Source organism: Burkholderia sp. R-40 (genome assembly GCF_049942845.1).
GTDB classification, from domain to species: Bacteria; Pseudomonadota; Gammaproteobacteria; order Burkholderiales; family Burkholderiaceae; genus Burkholderia; species Burkholderia ambifaria.
In genome coordinates this window covers 1,910,111-1,931,818 of record NZ_CP187968.1, presented here as the reverse complement: position 1 = coordinate 1,931,818, position 21,708 = coordinate 1,910,111, and the positions used below count along the sequence as shown (strand labels likewise).

Genomic DNA, 21,708 nt, shown 5'->3' with positions numbered 1-21,708 from the left:
GGCCCTGCCGCACCGCTATCAGCCCGCGGTTTCGCGGTTCGCCACGCGCTGCGTCTGCGCGCCGCGGTTCGCGGCCACCCATGGCGCGATTTCCATGTCTTCGTAGCGCACGAAGCGGCTCTTGTTCAGGAACCGGTAGCCGAGCCAGACGACGAGGAACAGCGGGATGCCGACGTAGGTCGCGGCCACGCCCGCCCAGTCGATCCGGTTCGCGAGGAACGCCTGATAGTCCTGCCCCAGCGCGATCACGAGACACAGCACGAACGCGAACAGCGGGCCGAACGGAAACCATTTCGACTGGTACGGCAGTTGATCGACCGCGTAGCCCTGCTTCACGTAGCCCTTGCGGAACCGGTAGTGGCTGATCGCGATGCCGAGCCACGCGATGAAACCGGTCATGCCCGACGTGTTCAACAGCCACAGGTACACCGTCTTGTCGCCGTACAGCGACGTGAAGAAACACAGCGCGCCGACGGCGGTGGTCGCGTACAGCGCATTGCGCGGCACGCCGCCCGGCGACAGCTTCGCGAACAGCTTCGGCGCGCGGCCTTCCGTCGCGAGGTTGTAGAGCATCCGCGTCGACGCGTACATGCCCGAGTTGCCGGCCGACAGCACGGCCGTCAGGATCACCGCGTTCATCACGCCGGCCGCGAACGCGAGGCCCGCGTGGCGGAATACGAGCGTAAACGGGCTCACGCCGATGTCGGTCACGTCGCTCTTCAGCAGGCTCGGATCGGTATAGGGAATCAGCACGCCGATCACGAAGATCGCCAGCACGTAGAACAGCAGGATCCGCCAGAACACCTGGCGCACCGCGCGCGGGATCGTCGTGCGCGGGTTCTCCGATTCGCCGGCCGCGACGCCGATCAGCTCGGTGCCCTGGAACGAGAAGCCCGCGATCATCGCGACGCCCATCAGCGCCGGCAGGCCGCCGGCGAATGGCGCGTCGCCGATCGTCAGGTTGCCCCAGCCGTTGCCCGGCGCGCCCTTCAGAATGCCGAAGATCATCAGCAGGCCGACGCCGATGAACGCGACCACCGTGACGACCTTGATCAGCGCGAACCAGTATTCGGCTTCGCCAAAGCCGCGAACGGTCAGCGCGTTGAGCAGGAACATCACGGCGAGGAACGCGGCGCTCCACCAGACGCCCGGCACGTCCGGGAACCAGTAGTGCATCACGAGCTGCGCGGCGACGAGTTCGACCGCGATCGTCACGGCCCAGTTGTACCAATAGTTCCAGCCGAGCGCGAAGCCGAAGCCTTCGTCGACGTATTTCGCGCCGTAGGTCGCGAACGAGCCCGACACCGGCATGAACGCGGCCATTTCGCCGAGGCTCGTCATCAGGAAGTAGACCATCAGGCCGATCAGCATGTACGCGACCATCGCGCCGCCGGGGCCGGCTTGCGAAATCGACGCGCCGGACGCGACGAACAGGCCCGTGCCGATCGAGCCGCCGATGGCGATCATCGTCAGATGGCGCGCCTTCAGCGCGCGATGAAGCTTGGGTGGGTTCGCGGGCGAACCGGATGGGTCGGAATTCGGAAGTGCGGACATAAACGAGACGAACGTTGAGCGGGCCGGCATCCGGAGCCGGCGCAAGCGGGATCGGGGTGCGCCGCCTGCGATGCATTCGATGCGGCCCCGATACGCGTTGCGCGCCGGGCGCCTGCGGCGAAGCGCGGATTCTACCTGATTCGTCATCGGGATCGCTCGGGTGCGAACGCCCGCGGAATCAACGGGTTGAGTGCGGCACGAGCGGCCACGCGCCACTCGCGGCCGCGCAGGCGGCAAAACGCCTATTCGCCGAACGGTTATCCGTCATTCCAATCCAAGCCATGCTAATCGGCTTCGCCTCGTATGCCGATTCCGCATTAAAGCGACAAATCAATCGACATACACGGTAATAATCAGACGAAATGTTACGGACTGACGATTGATTCATATCAAAATCGTCCGCAAGGCATGCAGTAATGATGCGTAACCGCCGGAAACCCGGTAATTCGCGCAGCATGTTTTGCATCGCGCGGCCAGCTTCAAGATTTCGCGACATAATACGGGTTAATTCGAAATATTCAGCGCGCGGCCCCCCGATACACAAATATCCGCCGCCTGCCGCCCCCGAGGATGAATTCATACCCGCTGCCTGCTACGCTGCGCCGCCATACCGTGTCGGCTGTGGCCCGCATTCTGTCGCCCCGCGGCGTAGTCGTCGCGGGCATCGTGCTGTTGCTGCTCAGCTGGGGATTCTCGACGTCGCTTTTAATTGAGGCACGCCACGACGCGTACGGCCATGCGGTCGAAAATGCGCGCAATCTGATGCTGCTGATCGAGCGCGATATTTCACGCAATATCGAACTTTATGATCTGTCACTACAAAACGTGGTCGACGGTCTCTCCGATCCGGAACTAATGGCATTGCCGCCGCGCCAGCGTCACCGGCTGCTGTTCGACCGCGCCGCGACCGGCGCGTATCTCGGCGCCATTTTCGTGATGGACCCGCACGGCAATATCGTGATCGACTCGGCCAGGTCGCCGCCGCGGCAAGGCAATTTCGCCGATCGCGACTATTTCACCGTGCATCGCGACCGGCTTGCGCCGGGCCTCTACATCAGCCGGCCCTATGCGTCCCGGCTGCGCGGCGGCGCACTGACGATCGCGCTCAGCCGCCGGATCGTCAAGGCCGACGGCACGTTCGGCGGGATCGTCGTCGGCACGCTGAACATCGACTACTTCCGCGCGCTGCTCGACGGGGTCGCCGTCGGCAAGCACGGCAGCGCCGCGGTCATCGAGGACAACGGCGCGCTCGTGTCCCGCCTGCCGTACGATGCGCGCGTGGTCGGCCTCGATCTGCACGACTCCCCGCTCTTCATCGAGTCGCAGCGCCGCAGCGAAGGCGCGCTCACGGGCGTCGGCGCGATCGACGGCGTGCGCCGCATCTATGTTTACAAGCATCTCGCGAATCTGCCGCTGCTCGTCGACGTCGCGCCCGCCGAGATCGACATCTACGCATCGTGGCGCCATCGCGCGATCTGGACCGCCGTGCTGATGGGCCTGTTCACCGCGTTCATCGCGTGGGGCTCGCTCGCGCTGTCGCGGGAACTCAGGCGCCGGCAGATCGCCGAGTCGAAGCTGTACCGGCTCGCGCACACCGATTCGCTGACCGGCCTCGACAACCGCGGCACCTTCGACGCGGTGCTCGCGAAGGAAGCGCAGCGCGCGTCGCGCAGCGGCCGCCCGCTGTCGGTGCTGTTCGTCGACGTCGATCATTTCAAGGCGTTCAACGACTACTACGGCCACCTCGCCGGCGACGACGTGCTGCGCCGCGTCGCGCAATCCGCGTCGCGCTGCCTGCGTCGCGACAGCGACCACGTCGCGCGCTACGGCGGCGAGGAATTCGTCGTCACGCTGCCCGACACCGATGCGCGGGGCGCGGCGACCGTCGCCGAGACGATCCGCCGCGCGATCGCCGGGCTCGACATCGCGCACGGCCGCAGTCCGTACGGGCACGTGACGACGAGCATCGGCACCGCGACCGCCACCGGCGGGCGCGTGAATGCCGCGGCGCTGCTGCGGCAGGCCGACGAAGCGCTGTACCGCGCGAAGTCCGGCGGCCGCAATCGCGTGTCCGACGCCGAGGCGAGCACGGCCGACGCGTGACGCGGCTGTCGCCTACGCCGTGCCGCCTCGCCGTGGACAGCCCGCGCGCGTTCGGCTAGCGTTACGTCAGCTGCGCGTGCGGCGCGGCGCCGGCCCGCGCAGGCCGCCCGCGCGTATCGTGGCCACCCCGGCGGCCACCCCGCCGGCCACCCCCGCTCCGTCATGACTGCCCAGCTCCCTGCCCGACTGCCGCCCCTCCTGCGCCACGCGCTCCGTCCTCTGCTGGACCCGTACCGCCGCTACCGGCACGCGAAGCTGATCCATGCGGCGCGCGTCGCGCTCGCGATTCTCGTGTCGATCGGCCTGTCCACCGGCCTGCGCGTGCCGCACGGCGAATGGTCGACGATCACCGTGCTGATCGTCGTCGGCGGGCTGCAGCACCACGGCAACATCCGCAAGAAGGCGGCCGAGCGCGCGCTCGGTACGTCGATCGGCGCGCTCGCGGGGCTCGCGCTGATCGTGTTGTATTCGGTCCTGCACATGCCGTTCGCGATCTACCTGCTGATGTCGATCGCGTGCGGGCTCTGCGCGTATCACGCGATCGGCAAGGCCGGCTACATCGCGCTGCTGTCGGCGATCACGATGGTGATCGTCGCCGGACACGGCGACAACGAGATCGTCGACGGCCTGTGGCGCGCGGTGAACGTGCTGGTCGGCATCGCGATCGCGCTGGCGTTCTCGTTCGCGCTGCCGCTCTATGCGACCTACTCGTGGCGCTACAAGCTCGCCGACGCGCTGCGCGCGTGCGCGGCCGTGCACGCGCGGCTCGCAGGCGACCGCCCCGTGAGCGACGACGCGCACCTGAAGGAAATGGCCGCGCTGAGCGCGCTGCTGGTGCAGCTGCGTTCGCTGATGCCGTCGGTGTCGAAGGAGTGCGAGATCTCCGTCACGCACCTCGAGGCGATCCAGCGCAGCCTGCGCCTGTGCATCGGCTACCTGGAGATCCTGTCGAGCGCCGTGCCGGCCCGCGACGACCTCGCCGCCCGCGATTACATGCGAACCGGGATGAAGGCCGTGAACCGGCGCATCCGCGACACGCTCGTCGGCGCGAGCCGCGCGCTCAAGTTCGGCACGCCGAGCCGGCTCGCGCCGCGCCGCCGGCCGGCGGATGCGCCGCACGACGCGCCGCCGCCGGAATTGTCGGGCTACGTGTCGATCACGGCCAAGCTGGCCGCCGAAGTGGATCAGTTGCGCGAGAAACTGCTCGATACCGCGCAGGCGTGGAATATCTGAAGGCGTGAAGGCGTGAAGGTGTGAAGGTGTGAAGGTCTGAAGTCGAAGGATTTCGGTAGACGCCGGAAATCTTTCATATTTCTTTCATCCAGGCGAGACCGCGTCTTGACGACATCGGCCGCACTTTCCGGCCGATCCGGCCCTGGAAACAGCGCTTACGTACGGGCGCGTGCCTACCGGTTTCGACCGCCTTTGGGTGCCGCTTCGCGGCGGATTCTCCGGCCGGTTAACCGGCCGCCAGGCCCGCCGCGACAAGCGCGGCGACGCATTGGCGCGAAAATCAGGTCTTGCCCCAACTTCCCGGACAGCCGATACTCGCATATTCCGCGAAATACGATCCCACCGGCTTCAATCCACGGTAATTCCTATGAGCACGATTCTCGAAAGCCTCCCGACCGGCCAGAAGGTCGGTATCGCCTTCTCCGGCGGCCTGGACACCAGCGCCGCGCTGCACTGGATGAAACTGAAGGGCGCCGTCCCGTACGCATACACGGCGAACCTCGGCCAGCCCGACGAAGACGATTACGACGCGATCCCGAAACGCGCGATCGAATACGGCGCAGCCGGCGCCCGCCTGATCGACTGCCGCGCGCAGCTCGTCGCCGAAGGCATCGCGGCGCTGCAAAGCGGCGCGTTCCACATCACGACGGCCGGCGTCACGTACTTCAACACGACGCCGATCGGCCGCGCCGTGACGGGCACGATGCTCGTCGCCGCGATGAAGGAAGACGGCGTCAACATCTGGGGTGACGGCAGCACGTACAAGGGCAACGACATCGAGCGTTTCTACCGCTACGGCCTGCTCGTGAACCCGGATCTGAAGATCTACAAGCCGTGGCTCGACCAGACGTTCATCGACGAACTCGGCGGCCGCGCCGAAATGTCCGAATTCATGAACCAGGCCGGCTTCGCGTACAAGATGTCGGCCGAGAAGGCGTATTCGACCGACTCGAACCTGCTCGGCGCGACGCACGAGGCGAAGGATCTCGAAAGCCTCGAGAGCGGCATCAAGATCGTGAACCCGATCATGGGTGTCGCCTTCTGGCGCGACGACGTAAAGATCGCCGCCGAGGAAGTGACGGTGCGCTTCGAAGCCGGCCAGCCGGTCGCGCTGAACGGCGTCGAGTTCAATGACCCGGTCGAACTGCTGCTCGAAGCGAACCGCATCGGCGGCCGCCACGGCCTCGGCATGAGCGACCAGATCGAGAACCGCATCATCGAGGCGAAGAGCCGCGGCATCTACGAAGCCCCGGGCCTCGCGCTGCTGTACATCGCGTACGAGCGTCTCGTCACCGGCATCCACAACGAAGACACGATCGAGCAGTACCGCGAGAACGGCCGCCGTCTCGGCCGTCTGCTGTACCAGGGCCGCTGGTTCGACCCGCAGGCGATCATGCTGCGCGAAACGGCGCAGCGCTGGGTTGCACGCGCGATCACCGGCGAAGTGAAGATCGAACTGCGCCGCGGCAACGACTACTCGATCCTGAGCACGAAGTCGCCGAACCTCACGTACCAGCCGGAACGCCTGTCGATGGAGAAGGTTGCATCGACGTTCTCGCCGCGCGACCGGATCGGTCAGCTGACGATGCGCAACCTCGACATCACCGATACGCGCGACAAGCTGCGCGTGTATTCGCAAGTCGGCTTGCTGACGCCGGGTGAATCGTCGGCGTTGCCGCAGATCAAGGGCGATAGCGACAAGTAAGCCGGTCGCTTTCGCGGGCGGGCGGATGGGTGGTATGAAAACCGCCTGCCCGCCCGCAGCATTTCCCTCTCCGCCTTTTCTTCAAGCCCTGCCGGATTCGGATCGCGAACGCGTATCGCGACGATCCTGCACGCGCATCACGATCATTTCGCTGCCGTGGCCGTTGCGGTCGCAGTGGCCGCTGTCGTCGTCATCGTGGTGGCAGCAGTCACCGGCGCCGGCGTGCGTGCCAGATCCCGACCGATCATGTCCGCAACCGACTTCTCGCACGACTTGATCCCTTCCACCGACTTGTCGAAGTTCTTCTCGAGATCGCTGAAGCTGCCGTACGTGTAAGCGAAATCGCTGTCGACGTGGACGCTGTTCGCCTTGATGTCGTAGCCGCACGCGAACGTCTTGAAATAGATGTCCTGCTTCGTCTTCGCGTCGAGAATGCGCGCGCGGACGACCACCCACGGGATGTAATCGGGCTGGTTGGGCGGCGAGATATAGCCGAACGACGTGAACCATACGTTCATGATCGCATCCGCATCGGTCTGGATCGCGGAATAGTCATCCGACTTGCCGTCATCGGCGAGCTTCGCCTTCTGGCCATTCAGCCTCACGACCTGATATCCGGTATCGGTAAGGCGGCCCGTTACGCCGTCGACGATGTCCGGTGCGAACGCGATCTTGCCGGCCGTCACGTGATCCGTGTAGGTGCTCGTATGGCTTGAGTTGACGGCGGCTTGCGTGAGCGCGCCGATCAGCCCGAACCCGGCCGCCGCGCCGCCGAGGTTGACGACCGCGACACGCTTCGGCTCGGTGACGTCGAGGATCGCGATCGAATGCAGCTTCTGACGTGCTTCGGGTTTCATGTCCGTGTTCGGCAACGTGGTGCAACCGGACAGCAGCGTCACGAGCAGGCCGCAACCGAACAGGGTGGCTTTGGAGGAGTTCTTCATTGAGTGAATTGGCTTTTGTGGTTGACGGAATGTTGAGACGACATCCGCGGAGATGACGGTGCAATGCCGCAGCAGGCCGGCTGCGGCAACGCAAAGGCAGACGACGCGCGGGCCCCGTTGCCAGCGCGCCGAATCGAATCGGTGCGTCTCATCTTCTGATCATGCGCATGGCTTCGTCGGCCGTGCGCCCCCGGTTGTCTGGTCGTGTGGTCGTGCAGCTTCAGCAATGCTTCGATGAGCTACCGAGAAAAGGTAACGGCGCGCGCTGCAGGTTTCTTTAGGGTGCTTGATCGAATAATTCTTCTGATCGCTTCGCGGCCGACATTACAAACGGATTTCATCTCGAGGCACAATGCAGGCGTTCCGATCAAGCACGCCCTTCATGACTGTTCCATCGAACGCGCCTCTCACCGTCGTTCACCTGAACGGCCCGATCAACAGCGGCAAGACGACGATTGGCCGCGCACTCTCACGCGCGCTGCCTGGTGCGCGCTTCATCGACGGCGACGATCACGACGCGCCCGACGACGCCCCGTTCGACGTGCAGTGGGCGATCGCGCTGGAGCGTCTGGTCACGCAGATCACGCACGCGAGCGAACGTCATCTGGTGATCGCCTATCCGATCGGCGAAGCGGAATTCGAACGGCTGCGCGCCGCCTGCAATGCGCGTGATGCGCGGCTGTTCGTCGTCACGCTCGCGCCGCCCGAAGCGATCGCGTCGTCGAATCGCGGCACGCGCGCACTGACGGACTGGGAGCGGCAACGGATCGCCGAGATGTATCGGGAAGGGTATGCGGCGCGCGCGTTCAGCGATTGCGTGATCGATACGTCGAAGGCATCGGCTGATGCCTGTGCGACGGAGATCGCTCGCCGTGTGGCGCTTCCCACCCATTGACGCACCCGCATCGATCGCGCCGCGGGGAACGTCGTCGTCACGCCGTGTATCCTCGAGGCTTTTCGCCAACCTGGAACGACACCCGATACAACATGACAACACGACTCGGCTCTCTTCTCGCGTGGCTCGCGGTCATTGAAATCGTCGCGCTGGTGATGTGCTACGGCTATGCCAGCTCGATGACCGATCCTTACGCAGGTGTCGGCGTTCTCGGCTTCGGCCTGCGGAGCATGGCCACTGTCTCCGTCCTGGCGCTTGCCGTCGGCGTCGGTTGTCTCGTGGCCCACACGTCGAAACCGGACCAGCGTCCGGAAACTTCATTCCGCATCGCGCTCCCGCTGCACCTTCTGCTCTGCATCCCGGGCCTGTGGTTCTGGTTCAACGCGTAACACATGCCCGAACCGGCGAATGCGGGCGCGCAGCCTTCAATGATGCTGCTGCGCCCCCGTCACGACCTGCGCCCTCGCCTCCTTCCGACTCAGCATCAGCGTAACGACCGCCGACACCGCGAGCGTGCCCGCCACCACGTACAGCCCGGCCGCATACCCGCCCGTCACATGCTTGAGCCAGCCGATCGCGAACGGTCCGACGAAGCCGCCGAGGTTGCCGATCGAGTTGATCATCGCGATCCCCGCGGCCGCGCCGGCGCCTGACAGGAACGCGCTCGGCATCGCCCACAGCGGCGCCTTCGCGGCGCTGATCCCGACGTTGACGACGACCAGCGCGAGCACGGTCAGGAGCGCGGTGCTCGCCTGCCCTGCGAACACGAAGCCGATGCAGGCCAGCACGCACGGAATCACGACGTGCCACGTGCGCTCGCCGGTGCGATCCGAATGGCGCGCCCAAACGATCATCGCCACGACCGCGGCGATGCTCGGGATGCCGGTGAGCAAGCCAGTCTGCAACGCGGTGAAGCCGAACTGCTTGACCATCAGCGGCGCCCACAGGCCGAGCGTGTAGAGCCCCGCCGACGTGCCGAAATAGATCAGCGCGAGCGCCAGCACGCGCGGGTCGCGCAGCGCTTGCCATGCGCCGGCCGTATGCCCGGCATGCGTGTGGCGCGCGTCGGCTTCCGTCTTCAGCTTCGCGATCAGCCAGTCGCGCTCGTCCGGCCGCAGCCACGCGGCCTTCGACGGCGAATCGGTCAGGCACTTCAGCACGACGAAGCCGAGCAAGACCGCCGGCAGCGCTTCGATGATGTACAGCATCTGCCAATCGGCGAGCCCGAACATCGGCGGCATCTGCATGATCGCGCCCGACAGCGGCGAGCCGATCGCGGTGGAGATCGGCGCGGCCGCCATGAACCACGCGGCGGCCACCGCGCGCTGCTTCGCGGGAAACCACAGGCTCAGGTACAGGATGATGCCGGGGAAGAAACCGGCTTCCGCCATGCCGAGCAGGAAGCGCAGCACGTAGAAGCTCGTCGGCCCGGCCGCGAACGCGGACACCGCGGACACGATGCCCCACGTGATCATCACGCGCGCGATCCAGATGCGTGCGCCGACGCGGTGGAGAATCAGATTGCTTGGCACTTCGAACAGAAAGTAGCCGATGAAGAACAGGCCAGCCGCCGCCGAATCCGAACGCGGTCGGCGACAGGCCGATCGCCTTGTTCATCGTCATCGCCGCGAAGCCGACGTTGACGCGATCGAGAAAGCTGACGAAGTAAAGCAGCATCACGAACGGAATGATGCGCCACATGAGTTTCCGCGCGACACGGGTTTCAAGATCCGCTTGCATGTGTCTCCTCCTTGGAGGTCGAGCCGTGCGCGGTGCGCGCGTGCCCGGTGGGTGCCGGCCGGTGTCACGACGACGCGTGCGCACCGGCGCCCGGCTCGCGTCGAATGCGCGAGTCGCAGGCAGTAAATTCAGGGGCGGTGAATCGACGACGAACGGCTGCGCACGCGCGCGGCCGTTACCGTCCTCGTTGCCGTCAGGCGGCGACCGTCGCGTTCGCGACGCGCTCGCAGACGGCGGCCGTCACCTGCGCGGTCGTCGCGTTGCCGCCGAGGTCGCGCGTATGCAGCGACGGGTCGGCCGTGACCGCCTCGATCGCCTGCATCACGCGCGCGGCGGCATCCGTCTCGCCGAGATGCTCGAGCAGCATCACGACCGACCAGAACGTGCCGACCGGATTCGCGAGGCCCTTGCCCATGATGTCGAACGCGGAGCCGTGGATCGGCTCGAACATCGACGGATAGCGGCGCTCGGGATCGATGTTGCCGGTCGGCGCGATGCCGAGGCTGCCGGCGAGCGCGGCGGCGAGGTCGCTGAGGATGTCCGCGTGCAGGTTCGTCGCGACGATCGTGTCGAGCGACGCCGGGCGGTTCACCATGCGCGCGGTCGCGGCGTCGACGAGTTCCTTGTCCCACGCGACATCGGGGAATTCCTGCGCGACCTGCTTCGCGATCTCGTCCCACATCACCATCGCGTGACGCTGCGCGTTGCTCTTCGTGATGACGGTCAGCAGCTTGCGCGGACGCGACTGCGCGAGCCGGAACGCGAAGCGCATGATGCGTTCGACGCCGGCGCGCGTGAGGATCGACACGTCGGTCGCGGCCTCGATCGGATGCCCCTGGTGCACGCGGCCGCCGACGCCCGCGTATTCGCCCTCCGAGTTCTCGCGCACGATCACCCAGTTCAGGTCGTCCGGCCCGCAGCGCTTCAGCGGCGCGTCGATGCCGGGCAGGATGCGCGTCGGGCGCACGTTCGCGTACTGGTCGAAGCCCTGGCAAATCTTCAGGCGCAGGCCCCACAGCGTCACGTGGTCGGGCACGTCGGGGTCGCCCGCCGAGCCGAACAGGATCGCGTCCTTGCCGCGCAGCGCGTCGAGGCCGTCGGCCGGCATCATCGCGCCGTGCTGGCGGTAGTAATCGGCGCCCCAGTCGAAATCCTCGAACTCGAACGCAAAGCGGTGGCTGCCGCGGGCCAGCGCTTCCAGCAGCTGCTTGCCGGCCGGCACCACTTCCTTGCCGATGCCGTCGCCGGGAATGGTCGCGATACGGTAGGTCTTCATGCTGACATCCTCGATTGATCGTAAGCGTGAATGCACTTTACCGAACCGGCAGTACGGGAACCGGTGCTAGACTCAAAGCATCTTTAACTTTTATTCACAAATCCTGTCATGGCGGATACCGTCCAGCCGGCCGATCTCGGCTTCTTCTCGACGCTGGCCGCGTCGGGCAGCCTGAGCGCGGCCGCGCGCGAACTCGGGCTGACCGCGGCGGCCGTCAGCAAGCGGCTCACGCAGATGGAGCGCCGCGCGGGCGTGACACTCGTCAACCGCACGACGCGGCGCATGATGTTGACGCCCGAGGGCGACGTGTATCTCGACTACGCACGCCGGATCCTCGATCAGATGGACGAACTGGGCGAATTGCTCGGCAGCGCGAAACAGCGGCCGAAGGGGTTGCTGCGCGTGAACGCGACGCTCGGCTTCGGGCGCAGCCACGTCGGCCCGGCGATCTCGCGCTTCGTCGCGCGCTATCCGGAAGTGTCGGTGCAGCTACAGCTGTCGGTGATGCCGCCGCCGCTGACGGACGACGCGTTCGACGTGTGCATCCGCTTCGGCGAGCCGCCCGACACGCGCGTGGTCGCGCGGCGGCTCGCGCCGAACCGCCGGCTGCTGTGCGCGGCGCCCGCGTATCTCGCTCGGCACGGGACACCGGGCACACCGCACGAGCTGACGCGGCACAACTGCATCGGCATCCGGCAAGGCGACGAAGGCTACGGGATCTGGCGGCTGACGGGCGGACGCGGCACGTCGCGCAACACGGAAGCCGTGCGGATCAACGGCAACCTGACGACGAACGACGGCGAGATCGCGGTGAAGTGGGCGCTCGACGGACACGGAATCCTGATGCGCGCGGAATGGGATATCCGCGACTACCTGGCCGACGGGCGGCTCGTCGTCGTGCTGCCGGACTACGAGACGCCGGCCGCGGATATTTATGCGGTGTATGCGCAACGGCATCAGATGTCCGCGCGGATCCGCGCGTTCGTGGACTATCTGGCGGGGGAGTTGGGTGGGTGACGGGGGGGTGCGGGCGGACGAGCCTCAGTGCGCCCTGCAGGGCGAAGTGGCCCCGGGCGTCCCGGTATAAACCGCGTTCGGCTCTGGCTCGCGCGATCGAGAAAATGTCAATATTTCGGTTTTTCCCATAGAAAAAGCCAGAATATTTACATTTCCTCTTGCGCAACCGGATCAAACCCCCGCTTACGACCCATCGAAGTGCTATTATTTTGGCGTTATTATGTAAAAAGTGCTGAAATAATAGCTCCCACCATGGCCAAGAAAACCGCCCCGCTCTTGCCGGCATCCAGTCGGCTGCTCGCCGACCTCGGCGAGCGGCTGAAGTTGGCACGTCTGCGCCGAAAACTGACGGCCAAGCAAGTCGCAGAGCGCGCCGGCATGTCGCCGATGACGCTTCGCTCCCTAGAAGCAGGCAGTTCCGGAGTGACGATGGGAGCCTACCTTTCCGTCATGCAGACGCTCGGGCTCGAGGGCGATCTGGAACAGCTGGCCGCCACGGATCCGCTCGGCCGCCAGCTTCAGGACAGCCGCCTCGCATCGCCGCGGCGCCCGAAGCGCGTCGCGTCCCCGGCGACTGCCGCAGCGTCGCGCACACCCGACAGGCGCGCTCGCGCGCGCGTCTCATCCACGTCCCAAGTCGAGGAAACAGCCACCCCGGCATCCGATCGCGCAGTGCCTGATGACAATCGCGGCACGACCGCAGCGGAGCTGGCCGCATTGCTGAAACCCGTCGGCAAGCGACACGGGGGGACAACCAGGAAATGACGACCATCTCCGTCTATGCGGACTGGAGCGGTCTGCCCACTCCGCTGAAGCTCGGCCTTCTGCACGGTCGACAGACACGTGCCAGCGAACGGTTCGAATTCCGGTACGACGCGGCTGCGCTGGCTTCTCCCGAGCTTGCCGGCGTGCAGCTCGACCCCGGAATCGGACTCTTCGAAGGGCCGCAATACCCACTTCCGCCACGGAACGCGTTCGGCGCGTTCGCCGATTCGAGCCCCGATCGGTGGGGCCGCATGCTGATGGATCGCCGGCTGGAGCGCGACATTCGTGCGGGCATTCGACCGAAGGGCACGCGACTCCATGAGTCGGACTACCTGCTCGGCGTCCATGATCTCTATCGGGTCGGTGCACTGCGCTACAAGCTCGACGACGCTGGAGAATTTCTCGATGACCGTATCGATCTCGCCGCGCCACCGTTTGCCGAGATTCGCGAACTGGAGCAAGCCAGTCGGGCACTGGAGGAAGACGTCGACAACATCGCCCCGAACGGTCGCGATTGGCTATCGATGCTCATCGCGCCCGGAGGCTCGCTCGGCGGCGCAAGACCGAAAGCCAGCGTGGCCGACGATCGCGGGCATCTGTATATCGCGAAGTTCCCGAGCGCGCGGGACGACTACGACATAGGCGGCTGGGAAATGGTCGTCAATGCACTGGCGGTCGGCTGCGGCCTGAACGTCGCCCACGCCGAAGCGCGAAAATTCGCCAGCGACTATCACTGCTTCCTGGTGCGACGCTTCGATCGGACTTCCGATGGTGGCCGGCTGCATTTTGCATCGGCCATGACGATGACCGGCCATGTCGACGGCGACGATGCATCCACCGGCGTCAGCTACCTGGAATTGGCGGAAGTCCTCATGCGACACGGCGCGCAACCGAATGCCGACCTGCGCGAACTATGGACCCGGATCGTCTTCAACCTTCTCGTCTCGAATACCGACGATCATCTTCGCAATCACGGGTTCATTCTCGAACCCGGTGCGGGCTGGCGACTCTCCCCAGCCTACGACATGAATCCCGTTGCCGTAGCCGACGGCCTCAAGCTCAACATCACGGAAGCCGATAACGCGCTGAACCTCGAACTCGCCCGCGAGGTATGTGAATATTTTCGGCTGAGCCTGAAGGATGCGGACGAGATCATCGACGACTTCCGCGACGTCGTCGGCCAATGGCGCACACTCGCGACACGACTCGCGCTTTCTGCGCGGGAACAGGAGCGCATGGCCGACGCGTTTCGCCTCGCGGGCACCTGACAGGGTTCCGCGCCGCCGGCAGCCGCGCGGCGAACCGAATACAATGCGTCGATCCTCCCCGGCCGCTGCGCCCACCTTGCTGGAGCCGCCATGTTCGACCTGACCACGCTGACCACCTTCACGGCCGTCGTCCTGGGCCTGTTCCTGATCCCCGGCCCCGCCGTGCTGCTCGTGCTGAGCCGCACCGTGCAGGGCGGCCGAAAGACCGGCATCCTGACCGGTCTCGGCGTCGCAAGCGGTGATTTCGTGCATACGCTGTTCGCGGCCGTCGGGCTGTCGGCGCTGCTGATGACGTCGGCGCTCGCGTTCAACGTCGTGAAGCTGGTCGGCGCCGCATACCTGATCTACCTCGGCGTGCGTGCGCTGCTCGACCGGCCGTCGTCCGATCCGTCGCTGCCGAAGGTGTCGGCCGTCACGCCGCTGAAGGCGTACCTGCAGGCGATTCCCGCCGAAGTGCTGAACCCGAAGACCGCGCTGTTCTTCCTCGCGTTCATGCCGCAGTTCGTGCATCCGGAACGCGGCTCGACGTTCGTGCAGTTCGCGGTGCTCGGGCTGATCTTCGTCGTGCTGAGCTCGCTCTACACGACGCTGATCGCGTGCTCGATCCGCCCGCTCGGGCGCGTCGTGAAGCGGCTCGCATGGCTCACGCGCTGGCAGGGGAAAATCATCGGCTCGATCTTCATCGCGCTCGGGCTGCGCGTCGCGGTGCAGCAGCGCTGACCCGCGCGTTTCGCATGACGTCCGGCGCCGCGCCTGCCGGCGAACGCCTCTATACCGACCCGCGCCTCGTCGCGGTCTACGATCGGTTCAACGCCGGTGACCGCGACTTCGCGTTCTACGCATCGCGCATCGGCGCCGCGCGGCAACGGATTCTCGATCTCGGCTGCGGCACCGGCACGTTCGCGCGGCGGCTCGCATCGGCCGGACACGACGTCGTCGCGATCGATCCCGCACCCGCGATGATCGCCCATGCGCGACGCCAGCCCGGCGCCGACGCCGTGCACTGGTTCGCGTGCGGCCTCGACGGCCTGCCGCGCGGCGCGCCATTCGACGCCGTCGTGATGACCGGGCACGCGTTCCAGTGCCTGCTGACCGACGCGGAGATCGACGCGACGCTGCGCGGCGTGCGGCGCGTGCTGGCCGACGGGGGCCGCTTCCTGTTCGAAACCCGCAACCCGCGTGTCGAGCCGTGGCGTGCGTGGACACCGCAGGCATCCGTATCCCGGATCGATTCGCCGGAATTCGGCATCGTCGAGCTGCACCACGCGGTCACCGCGGTCGACGGGCCGATCGTGTCGTTCGACACGGTCTACCGCTTTCACCGTGACGATACGCAGGTGAAGAGCGCGAGCCGGCTGCGCTTCATCGCGCAAAGCGAACTGCAGGCGCGGGTCGCGGCCGCCGGTTTCTCGTGCGCCGACTGGTGCGGCGACTGGGACGGCTCGCCGTTCGATGATGCAGTCAGTGCGGAGATCATCGCGATCTGCCGCGTGTGAGCGGTGAATATCGCGGTGGTTCGACTACTTCGCGTCCAGCGCCTCCCGCACGCCGTCCCAATCCAGCCCGAACCGCGCGAGATACTTGCGCAGCCGGTCTGCATCATTCGGCTGCTTCTTGCTCTGCCGCGACACAGCGAACAGCGTGCGCCCGGCCTCCGACAAGCTCGCCGACACGCGGCATACGTCGAGCACGCGTTCAAGCTGCGCGCGGTCGAACAGGTCGAGTTCCGCCGCACGCATGCCGAACACGGCGTCGACGTAGCCATCCGACGCACCCGCGCCGCCCGGTGACGACCATGTGCGCGTCAGCCGCTCGACCTCCTGTTCGGCAATCGCCTCGGTAATCCGCCCCGCATCGGCAAGCGTCGCCATCCGCGTGATCGATGCGGACAGCTCGCGGAAGTTGCCGGCCCATGCCGCGCGCGGCGACGCCGCGAACGCGAGATAACGCCGCTTCGCTTCCACGTTGAACCGCACCTGCTCGCCCTGCTCGCGGCCGAATCGATCGAGCTCGAATTCGAGGTTCGGCTCGATGTCCTCGCGACGCTCGGCCAACCCCGGCAATTCATACGTCCACAGATTGATCCGCGCATATAAATCCTCGCGGAACGTGCCGGCCGCCACCATCTGCCGCAGGTCGCGATGCGTGCCCGCGATCAGCTCGAAATCGCTGGTCGCCTCGACGTCCGCGCCGACCGGCAGGAACCGCTTCTCCTCGATGGCCTTCAGTAGCATCGCCTGCTCGTCGAGCCCGAGTTCGCCGATCTCGTCGAGAAACAGCAGGCCGCCGTCAGCCGCGCGCAGCAAGCCCGCACGCGCGGATTGCGCGCCGGTGAACGCCCCCTTCACGTGACCGAACAGCGTCGACATGGCCGCGTCGCCGCGCAGCGTCGCGCAGTTGATCTCGATGAACGGCCCCGCGAGCCGATGGCGGCCGCGCTTCAGCTCGTACACGCGCTTCGCGAGAAACGACTTGCCGGCGCCCGTCGGACCGACGAGCAGCATCGGCGCGCGCGAGCGCACGGCCACGCGCTCCAGTTGCTCGATCAGCGCGTTGAAGCGCGCGTTGCGCGTCGCGATGCCGGCCTTCAGGAACGACACCGTTTCGTCGCGCTCGCGCGTGAAGCGCTGCGCGATCCGGTTGTAGCGCGACAGGTCGAGATCGATCACCGACACCGTGCCGGGGCCGCTCGGCCCTTCGTCGGTCTGCTTCGGCGGCCCCGTCTGCACGAGACGCGCGGGCAGGTAGCGCGCTTCCGCGAGCAGGAACCAGCAGATCTGCGCGACGTGCGTGCCCGTCGTGATGTGGACCAGGTAGTCCTCGCGGTCCAGATCGAACGGATAGGTGCGCGCGAAATCGTGCAGCGTCGCGTAGACCTCCTCGAAATCCCACGGATCGCGAATCGTGACCGGCGTGAGCCGCACCTCGGTATCCGGCGACAGATGCGCGAGATCGTCGCGCACCTGATTGGCGAGGCGCGTGTGGCCCGGCGGATGCAGCAGCTCGAGCCGGTTGATCGCGAAGTCCGGCTGCATGCAGAGCGACACGGTCGGCCGCCACTTGCGGTAACGGCGCGGCGCGCGGCCGCCCTGGTCGAGCACGGTGCCGAGAAAGCCGATGGCGACGGTCTTGCGCATGTTTATCTCATGGGATAAGAAGCGATCCGATTGTATCGGAATTGGGTGAGGAGTGGACGCCGGCGGATTCCGCAGGCGCCGACGAAAAATCACAAATTATTCTTTTATTTCAAACGTTTGAGGGAATTTCTCGTCACCCACCCAGCCCGCTGGCACGCTCCTCGCTAAATAGAAAGCGCCGGATGTCCCGCTGGCCCACGAGCCAGGGTTCACAAAACCCTGCTGGTGCGCCGCCGCCGAACCTCGTTCGTCGCGGTCGCGCATGCCGCCATGGACAGACGAAGGCAAACGGGCGCGTATTGGAACTTCGCCCGGGTTCGAATCCCGGGGCGCCCTCCGTTCGGTAGCTCATTCGGGTAGAGCAGCCGGCGCAAGCCGGTGTGTAGCGGGTTCGAATCCCGCTCGAACACTGTCCGCAAAGACAGTCTATTGATAGAAGCAGTACCCGCCGGTGCGGGCCGACAGGCCCGCCGCGCGTCGGACCGGTTGCGGTTCCGCGCGATCGGCCGGGCGGCCGGACGACCCGCGCGAATGCGCACGACGACGCGATGCAGGATGCGTCGCCGCGTGCGGCCGCGCCGGACCTCCGCGCCGCCCGCCCGATCGCGTCGCACCCCGATCCGTGCGATGCGTGTCGCCCGGCGGCCATTGAAGAAAAGGACAAGAATATGTGGAAGCGTCATGTGGTGAAAAAGAACGAACGCGCGCTGCTGATGAATGAGGGCGATTTCGTGAAGGTGCTCGAACCGGGTGTGTTCAAGGCCTTCGATCCGTTCAAGCGTCTGTCGGTGCAGACCGCGCGTCTCGACGCGCCGCTCGCCGATGCCGCGCTGGCCGACTACCTGCGTCACGACGCACCGGACGTGCTCGCGCACTACTTCGTCGCAATGGATCTGGGCGACGACGAAGCGGGCCTGCGTTACGAAGACGACGTGCTCGTCGAAATCTTGCCGCCCGGCACGCGTCGGCTGTACTGGCGCGGCCCGATCGCGCACCGGCTGGAGCGCGTCGATCTTGCGCAGGACAGCATGCTGCCGGCCGCGCTCGCGAAGCGCATCGCGCAACCGGCGCTGCGTGCGCGCGGCGTGGCGGGCCTGACGGGCGTGCTGCTGGCGCAGGTGCCGGCGTATCACGTCGGTGTGCTGAAGATCGACGGCAAGATCGAGCGGCTGCTCGAACCGGGCGTTGCAGCGTACTGGCGCTTCAACCGCGACGTCGCGGTCGAACTTGTCGACCTGCGTTTGCAGGCGCTCGAAGTCGGCGGACAGGAAATCCTGACGCGCGACAAGGTCGCGTTGCGGCTGAACCTGTCGGCGACGTGGTGCTATGCGGACGTGCTGCATGCGTTCGGCCAGTTGCAGAAGCCGGTCGAGCACCTGTATCGCGAGTTGCAGTTCGCGCTGCGGGCGGCGGTCGGCACGCGCTCGCTCGACGAGCTGCTGGAGGACAAGCAGTCGATCGACGAAGTCGTGATCACGCAGGTGCGTGCACGCCTCGGCCATTCCGGCGTGGACGTGCGCAGCGTCGGCGTGAAGGATATCGTGCTGCCGGGCGACATGAAGACGATCCTCGCGCAGGTGGTCGAAGCAGAAAAGGCCGCGCAGGCGAACGTGATTCGCCGCCGCGAGGAAACGGCAGCCACGCGCTCGCTGCTGAACACCGCGAAGGTGATGGAAGAGAACCCGACCGCGCTGCGGCTCAAGGAGCTGGAAACGCTCGAGCGCGTCGCGGAACGGATCGACCGCATCTCGGTGTTCGGCGGCCTCGACCAGGTGCTGAACGGACTCGTCAGCATCAAGGGCGCGTGATGGATGAACCGGCGCGGCGCATGCGTGCCGCGCCGGTCGAATGAACGAATGAATGGTGATGCAAATGAGTAACGACGATTTTCAGGTAATGGAACTGGCGAACGGCAAGCCGGTGAAGATGTGGACGCAAGGTGTCGCTGTCGAGGACGAAGCGCGCGCGCAGCTGCGCAACACCGCGCAGATGCCGTTCATCTTCAGGCACGTCGCGGTGATGCCGGACGTCCACCTCGGCAAGGGCTCGACGATCGGCAGCGTGATCCCGACGAAGGGCGCGATCATTCCGGCAGCGGTCGGCGTCGACATCGGCTGCGGGATGATGGCCGCGCGCACGACGCTCACCGCTGCGGACCTGCCAGACTCGCTCGGCGCGCTGCGCAGCGCGATCGAACGCGCGGTGCCGCACGGCCGCGCGCCGGGCCGTCGCGATCCGGGCGCATGGGGTGAGCGCACGCCGGCCGCCGTGACCGAGTCGTGGAAGTCGCTGCTGCCGGGCTTCAAGCGCATCGTCGACAAGTATCCAAAGCTGGAAAAGACGAACCACTACGCGCATCTCGGCACGCTCGGCACAGGCAACCACTTCATCGAAGTGTGCGTCGACGAAGCGGACCACGTGTGGTTCATGCTGCACAGCGGCTCGCGTGGCGTCGGCAATGCGATCGGCAGCCTGTTCATCGAACTCGCGCAGGCCGACATGCGGCAGCACATCGCGAACCTGCCGGATCGCAACCTCGCGTATTTCACCGAGGGCAGCCGGCATTTCGACGATTACGTCGAAGCGGTCGGTTGGGCGCAGGACTACGCGCGGCGCAACCGGCAGGCCATGATGGATGCGGTGATCGGCGCGGCGCGCGGCGTGATCGCGAAGCCGTTCTCGGTCGACGAACATGCGGTGAACTGCCACCACAACTACGTGCAGCGCGAACGCCACTTCGGCGAGGACGTGCTCGTGACCCGCAAGGGCGCGGTGTCCGCGCAGAAGGGGCAGCTCGGGATCATCCCGGGCTCGATGGGTGCGAAGAGCTTCATCGTGCGCGGGCTCGGCAACCCGGAAAGCTTCTGCTCGTGCAGCCACGGCGCGGGCCGGACGATGAGCCGTACGGAAGCAAAGCGCCGCTTCACGGTCGACGATCAGGTGAACGCGACGCGCGGCGTCGAATGCCGGAAGGACGCGGGCGTCATCGACGAAATCCCGATGGCCTACAAGGACATCGACGCGGTGATGGCGGCCCAGCGCAGCCTCGTCGAAGTGGTGCATACGCTGCGGCAGGTGGTGTGCGTGAAAGGATAGCGCGGTGCGCGGCCGAGGGCCGGCGGCCGCGCACAACGAAAAGGAAACGACAACAATGAAAACGGAAAATTTGACACCCGTGCGAAGCGCGCACCCGGTCGATCCGGCCGTACGGGCGCGCGTGATGGCGGAACTTGCGGAAGTCGAGCGCCGCCACGATGTGAGCGTGCTGTTCGCGTGCGAATCGGGCAGCCGCGGCTGGGGCTTCGCGTCGCCGGACAGCGATTACGACGTGCGCTTCGTGTATGCGCATCGACGCGACTGGTACCTGAGCGTCGAACCGCAACGCGACGTGATCGAGCGGCCGCTCGACGACGAGCTCGACGTCAGCGGCTGGGAGCTGCGCAAGGCGCTGCAGCTGCTGCGCCGCTCGAACCCGACGCTGCTCGAATGGCTCGACTCGCCCGTCGTGTATCGCGAAGATGCGCGCTGGGCGCCGCGGCTCAGGTCGCTGGCGTCGGCGTTCTTCTCGCCGGTGCGTGGGCGTCACCACTACCTCGCGATGGCGAAGAAGAACTTTCGCGGCTACCTGCAAGGCGACACGGTGCGCTACAAGAAATACCTGTACGTGCTGCGGCCGCTGCTCGCGGTGCGCTGGATCGACATGGGGCTCGGGATGCCGCCGATGCGCTTCGCGGATCTCGTCGCCGGCACCGTGCACGAGCCGGCGGTGCGCGCGGAACTTGACGCGTTGCTCGCGCTGAAGATGAGCGCGAACGAAAGCGAATACGGGCCGCGCCGGCCGGCGATCCACGCGCTCGTCGAGACGATGCTCGCGGATGCCGAACACGATCGCGAGTACAAGCGGCCGTGGGGCGACGTGGCGATGCTCGATGCGTTCCTGCGTGACGTGGTCGACGATCGATGAAAAGGGAATGGCGCGATGCCTGCGGGCGTCGCGCCGTTTTCGCATTTGCACTCGTCCGACCAATGCAGGCCAGCAACGTACGTGCCTGCACACTACGTGTCGTCGCC

Annotated in this window: 18 protein-coding genes, 1 tRNA gene and 1 pseudogene; 14 read left to right on the top strand and 6 right to left on the bottom strand. The window is 66.2% G+C overall.

Features of this window, described 5'->3' with window-relative positions; translation table 11 throughout:
* Positions 1–18 precede the first annotated feature (18 nt).
* Both ACP26O_RS25095 and ACP26O_RS25090 read right to left on the bottom strand, forming a co-directional pair.
* On the bottom strand, positions 19–1,554 hold the full coding sequence (locus ACP26O_RS25095) for an amino acid permease (RefSeq protein WP_012365477.1): 1,536 nt from the start codon (positions 1,552–1,554) through the stop codon (positions 19–21).
* Positions 1,555–1,732: 178 nt separating this feature from the next.
* Positions 1,733–2,134, bottom strand: a complete 402-nt coding sequence (locus ACP26O_RS25090) for a hypothetical protein (RefSeq protein WP_175663246.1) — start codon at positions 2,132–2,134, stop codon at positions 1,733–1,735.
* Here ACP26O_RS25090 and ACP26O_RS25085 point away from each other — a divergent pair.
* The 3 genes from ACP26O_RS25085 to argG all read left to right on the top strand — a co-directional run bounded on the left by ACP26O_RS25085 (position 2,125) and on the right by argG (position 6,595).
* Complete coding sequence (locus ACP26O_RS25085) at positions 2,125–3,657, top strand: GGDEF domain-containing protein (protein WP_175663247.1); 1,533 nt, start codon at positions 2,125–2,127, stop codon at positions 3,655–3,657. The genes ACP26O_RS25090 and ACP26O_RS25085 overlap by 10 nt on opposite strands.
* A 162-nt stretch (positions 3,658–3,819) precedes the next feature.
* Complete coding sequence (locus ACP26O_RS25080; RefSeq protein WP_175663248.1) at positions 3,820–4,890, top strand: FUSC family protein; 1,071 nt, start codon at positions 3,820–3,822, stop codon at positions 4,888–4,890.
* Positions 4,891–5,257: 367 nt separating this feature from the next.
* Positions 5,258–6,595 (top strand): argininosuccinate synthase, encoded by a 1,338-nt coding sequence (gene argG, locus ACP26O_RS25075; protein WP_175659686.1) that lies wholly within the window; start codon positions 5,258–5,260, stop codon positions 6,593–6,595.
* Positions 6,596–6,738: 143 nt separating this feature from the next.
* On the opposite strand, the gene ACP26O_RS25070 is transcribed toward argG, so the two are convergent.
* Positions 6,739–7,539, bottom strand: a complete 801-nt coding sequence (locus ACP26O_RS25070) for a hypothetical protein (RefSeq protein WP_175663249.1) — start codon at positions 7,537–7,539, stop codon at positions 6,739–6,741.
* 382 nt (positions 7,540–7,921) lie between these two features.
* On the opposite strand from ACP26O_RS25070, the gene ACP26O_RS25065 reads away from it, so the two are divergent.
* Together ACP26O_RS25065 and ACP26O_RS25060 are read left to right on the top strand one after the other, a co-directional pair.
* Positions 7,922–8,434, top strand: coding sequence for a shikimate kinase (locus tag ACP26O_RS25065; RefSeq protein WP_244098933.1), 513 nt, complete (start codon positions 7,922–7,924; stop codon positions 8,432–8,434).
* A 92-nt stretch (positions 8,435–8,526) separates the two neighbouring features.
* On the top strand, positions 8,527–8,823 hold the full coding sequence (locus ACP26O_RS25060) for a hypothetical protein (RefSeq protein WP_175663251.1): 297 nt from the start codon (positions 8,527–8,529) through the stop codon (positions 8,821–8,823).
* A 36-nt stretch (positions 8,824–8,859) separates the two neighbouring features.
* Here ACP26O_RS25060 and ACP26O_RS25055 read toward each other — a convergent pair.
* Positions 8,860–10,174, bottom strand: a pseudogene (locus tag ACP26O_RS25055) (MFS transporter).
* 193 nt (positions 10,175–10,367) lie between these two features.
* The gene (locus tag ACP26O_RS25050; RefSeq protein ID WP_175663252.1) at positions 10,368–11,450 is read right to left on the bottom strand and encodes a tartrate dehydrogenase; all 1,083 of its coding nucleotides are present in this window, start codon (positions 11,448–11,450) and stop codon (positions 10,368–10,370) included.
* 108 nt (positions 11,451–11,558) lie between these two features.
* Between ACP26O_RS25050 and ACP26O_RS25045 the strand changes: the two genes are divergently transcribed.
* The 5 genes from ACP26O_RS25045 (at position 11,559) to ACP26O_RS25025 (ending at position 15,996) form a co-directional block, all read left to right on the top strand.
* Complete coding sequence (locus tag ACP26O_RS25045; RefSeq protein ID WP_175663253.1) at positions 11,559–12,467, top strand: LysR substrate-binding domain-containing protein; 909 nt, start codon at positions 11,559–11,561, stop codon at positions 12,465–12,467.
* Between the two features lie 252 nt (positions 12,468–12,719).
* On the top strand, positions 12,720–13,232 hold the full coding sequence (locus ACP26O_RS25040) for a helix-turn-helix domain-containing protein (protein WP_175663254.1): 513 nt from the start codon (positions 12,720–12,722) through the stop codon (positions 13,230–13,232).
* Positions 13,229–14,500, top strand: a complete 1,272-nt coding sequence (locus tag ACP26O_RS25035) for a type II toxin-antitoxin system HipA family toxin (RefSeq protein WP_175663255.1) — start codon at positions 13,229–13,231, stop codon at positions 14,498–14,500. Before ACP26O_RS25040 ends, ACP26O_RS25035 begins: the two co-directional genes overlap by 4 nt.
* A gap of 90 nt (positions 14,501–14,590) precedes the next feature.
* On the top strand, positions 14,591–15,220 hold the full coding sequence (locus ACP26O_RS25030) for a LysE family translocator (RefSeq protein ID WP_105830001.1): 630 nt from the start codon (positions 14,591–14,593) through the stop codon (positions 15,218–15,220).
* Between the two features lie 14 nt (positions 15,221–15,234).
* On the top strand, positions 15,235–15,996 hold the full coding sequence (locus tag ACP26O_RS25025) for a class I SAM-dependent methyltransferase (RefSeq protein ID WP_175663256.1): 762 nt from the start codon (positions 15,235–15,237) through the stop codon (positions 15,994–15,996).
* A 24-nt stretch (positions 15,997–16,020) separates the two neighbouring features.
* Here ACP26O_RS25025 and rtcR read toward each other — a convergent pair whose 3' ends face one another.
* Entirely contained in the window at positions 16,021–17,637 is a 1,617-nt protein-coding gene (rtcR, locus tag ACP26O_RS25020) for an RNA repair transcriptional activator RtcR (protein WP_175663257.1), read from the bottom strand.
* A gap of 337 nt (positions 17,638–17,974) precedes the next feature.
* Here rtcR and ACP26O_RS25015 point away from each other — a divergent pair.
* The 4 genes from ACP26O_RS25015 to ACP26O_RS25000 all read left to right on the top strand — a co-directional run bounded on the left by ACP26O_RS25015 (position 17,975) and on the right by ACP26O_RS25000 (position 21,601).
* A tRNA-Cys gene (locus ACP26O_RS25015) sits at positions 17,975–18,047 on the top strand.
* 258 nt (positions 18,048–18,305) lie between these two features.
* The gene (locus tag ACP26O_RS25010) at positions 18,306–19,445 is read left to right on the top strand and encodes a slipin family protein (protein ID WP_175663258.1); all 1,140 of its coding nucleotides are present in this window, start codon (positions 18,306–18,308) and stop codon (positions 19,443–19,445) included.
* Positions 19,446–19,509: 64 nt separating this feature from the next.
* Positions 19,510–20,733, top strand: coding sequence for an RtcB family protein (locus ACP26O_RS25005; protein WP_175663259.1), 1,224 nt, complete (start codon positions 19,510–19,512; stop codon positions 20,731–20,733).
* A 55-nt stretch (positions 20,734–20,788) separates the two neighbouring features.
* On the top strand, positions 20,789–21,601 hold the full coding sequence (locus ACP26O_RS25000; RefSeq protein ID WP_126226646.1) for a nucleotidyltransferase domain-containing protein: 813 nt from the start codon (positions 20,789–20,791) through the stop codon (positions 21,599–21,601).
* Positions 21,602–21,708: the final 107 nt, after the last annotated feature.

Coding starts and splice junctions, on each gene's coding strand:
- ACP26O_RS25095 (WP_012365477.1), bottom strand. CDS start 1,554: ATGTCCGCACTTCCGAATTCCGACCCATCCGGTTCGCCCGCGAACCCA.
- ACP26O_RS25085 (WP_175663247.1), top strand. CDS start 2,125: ATGAATTCATACCCGCTGCCTGCTACGCTGCGCCGCCATACCGTGTCG.
- ACP26O_RS25090 (WP_175663246.1), bottom strand. CDS start 2,134: ATGAATTCATCCTCGGGGGCGGCAGGCGGCGGATATTTGTGTATCGGG.
- ACP26O_RS25080 (WP_175663248.1), top strand. CDS start 3,820: ATGACTGCCCAGCTCCCTGCCCGACTGCCGCCCCTCCTGCGCCACGCG.
- argG (WP_175659686.1), top strand. CDS start 5,258: ATGAGCACGATTCTCGAAAGCCTCCCGACCGGCCAGAAGGTCGGTATC.
- ACP26O_RS25070 (WP_175663249.1), bottom strand. CDS start 7,539: ATGAAGAACTCCTCCAAAGCCACCCTGTTCGGTTGCGGCCTGCTCGTG.
- ACP26O_RS25065 (WP_244098933.1), top strand. CDS start 7,922: ATGACTGTTCCATCGAACGCGCCTCTCACCGTCGTTCACCTGAACGGC.
- ACP26O_RS25060 (WP_175663251.1), top strand. CDS start 8,527: ATGACAACACGACTCGGCTCTCTTCTCGCGTGGCTCGCGGTCATTGAA.
- ACP26O_RS25050 (WP_175663252.1), bottom strand. CDS start 11,450: ATGAAGACCTACCGTATCGCGACCATTCCCGGCGACGGCATCGGCAAG.
- ACP26O_RS25045 (WP_175663253.1), top strand. CDS start 11,559: ATGGCGGATACCGTCCAGCCGGCCGATCTCGGCTTCTTCTCGACGCTG.
- ACP26O_RS25040 (WP_175663254.1), top strand. CDS start 12,720: ATGGCCAAGAAAACCGCCCCGCTCTTGCCGGCATCCAGTCGGCTGCTC.
- ACP26O_RS25035 (WP_175663255.1), top strand. CDS start 13,229: ATGACGACCATCTCCGTCTATGCGGACTGGAGCGGTCTGCCCACTCCG.
- ACP26O_RS25030 (WP_105830001.1), top strand. CDS start 14,591: ATGTTCGACCTGACCACGCTGACCACCTTCACGGCCGTCGTCCTGGGC.
- ACP26O_RS25025 (WP_175663256.1), top strand. CDS start 15,235: ATGACGTCCGGCGCCGCGCCTGCCGGCGAACGCCTCTATACCGACCCG.
- rtcR (WP_175663257.1), bottom strand. CDS start 17,637: ATGCGCAAGACCGTCGCCATCGGCTTTCTCGGCACCGTGCTCGACCAG.
- ACP26O_RS25010 (WP_175663258.1), top strand. CDS start 18,306: ATGTGGAAGCGTCATGTGGTGAAAAAGAACGAACGCGCGCTGCTGATG.
- ACP26O_RS25005 (WP_175663259.1), top strand. CDS start 19,510: ATGAGTAACGACGATTTTCAGGTAATGGAACTGGCGAACGGCAAGCCG.
- ACP26O_RS25000 (WP_126226646.1), top strand. CDS start 20,789: ATGAAAACGGAAAATTTGACACCCGTGCGAAGCGCGCACCCGGTCGAT.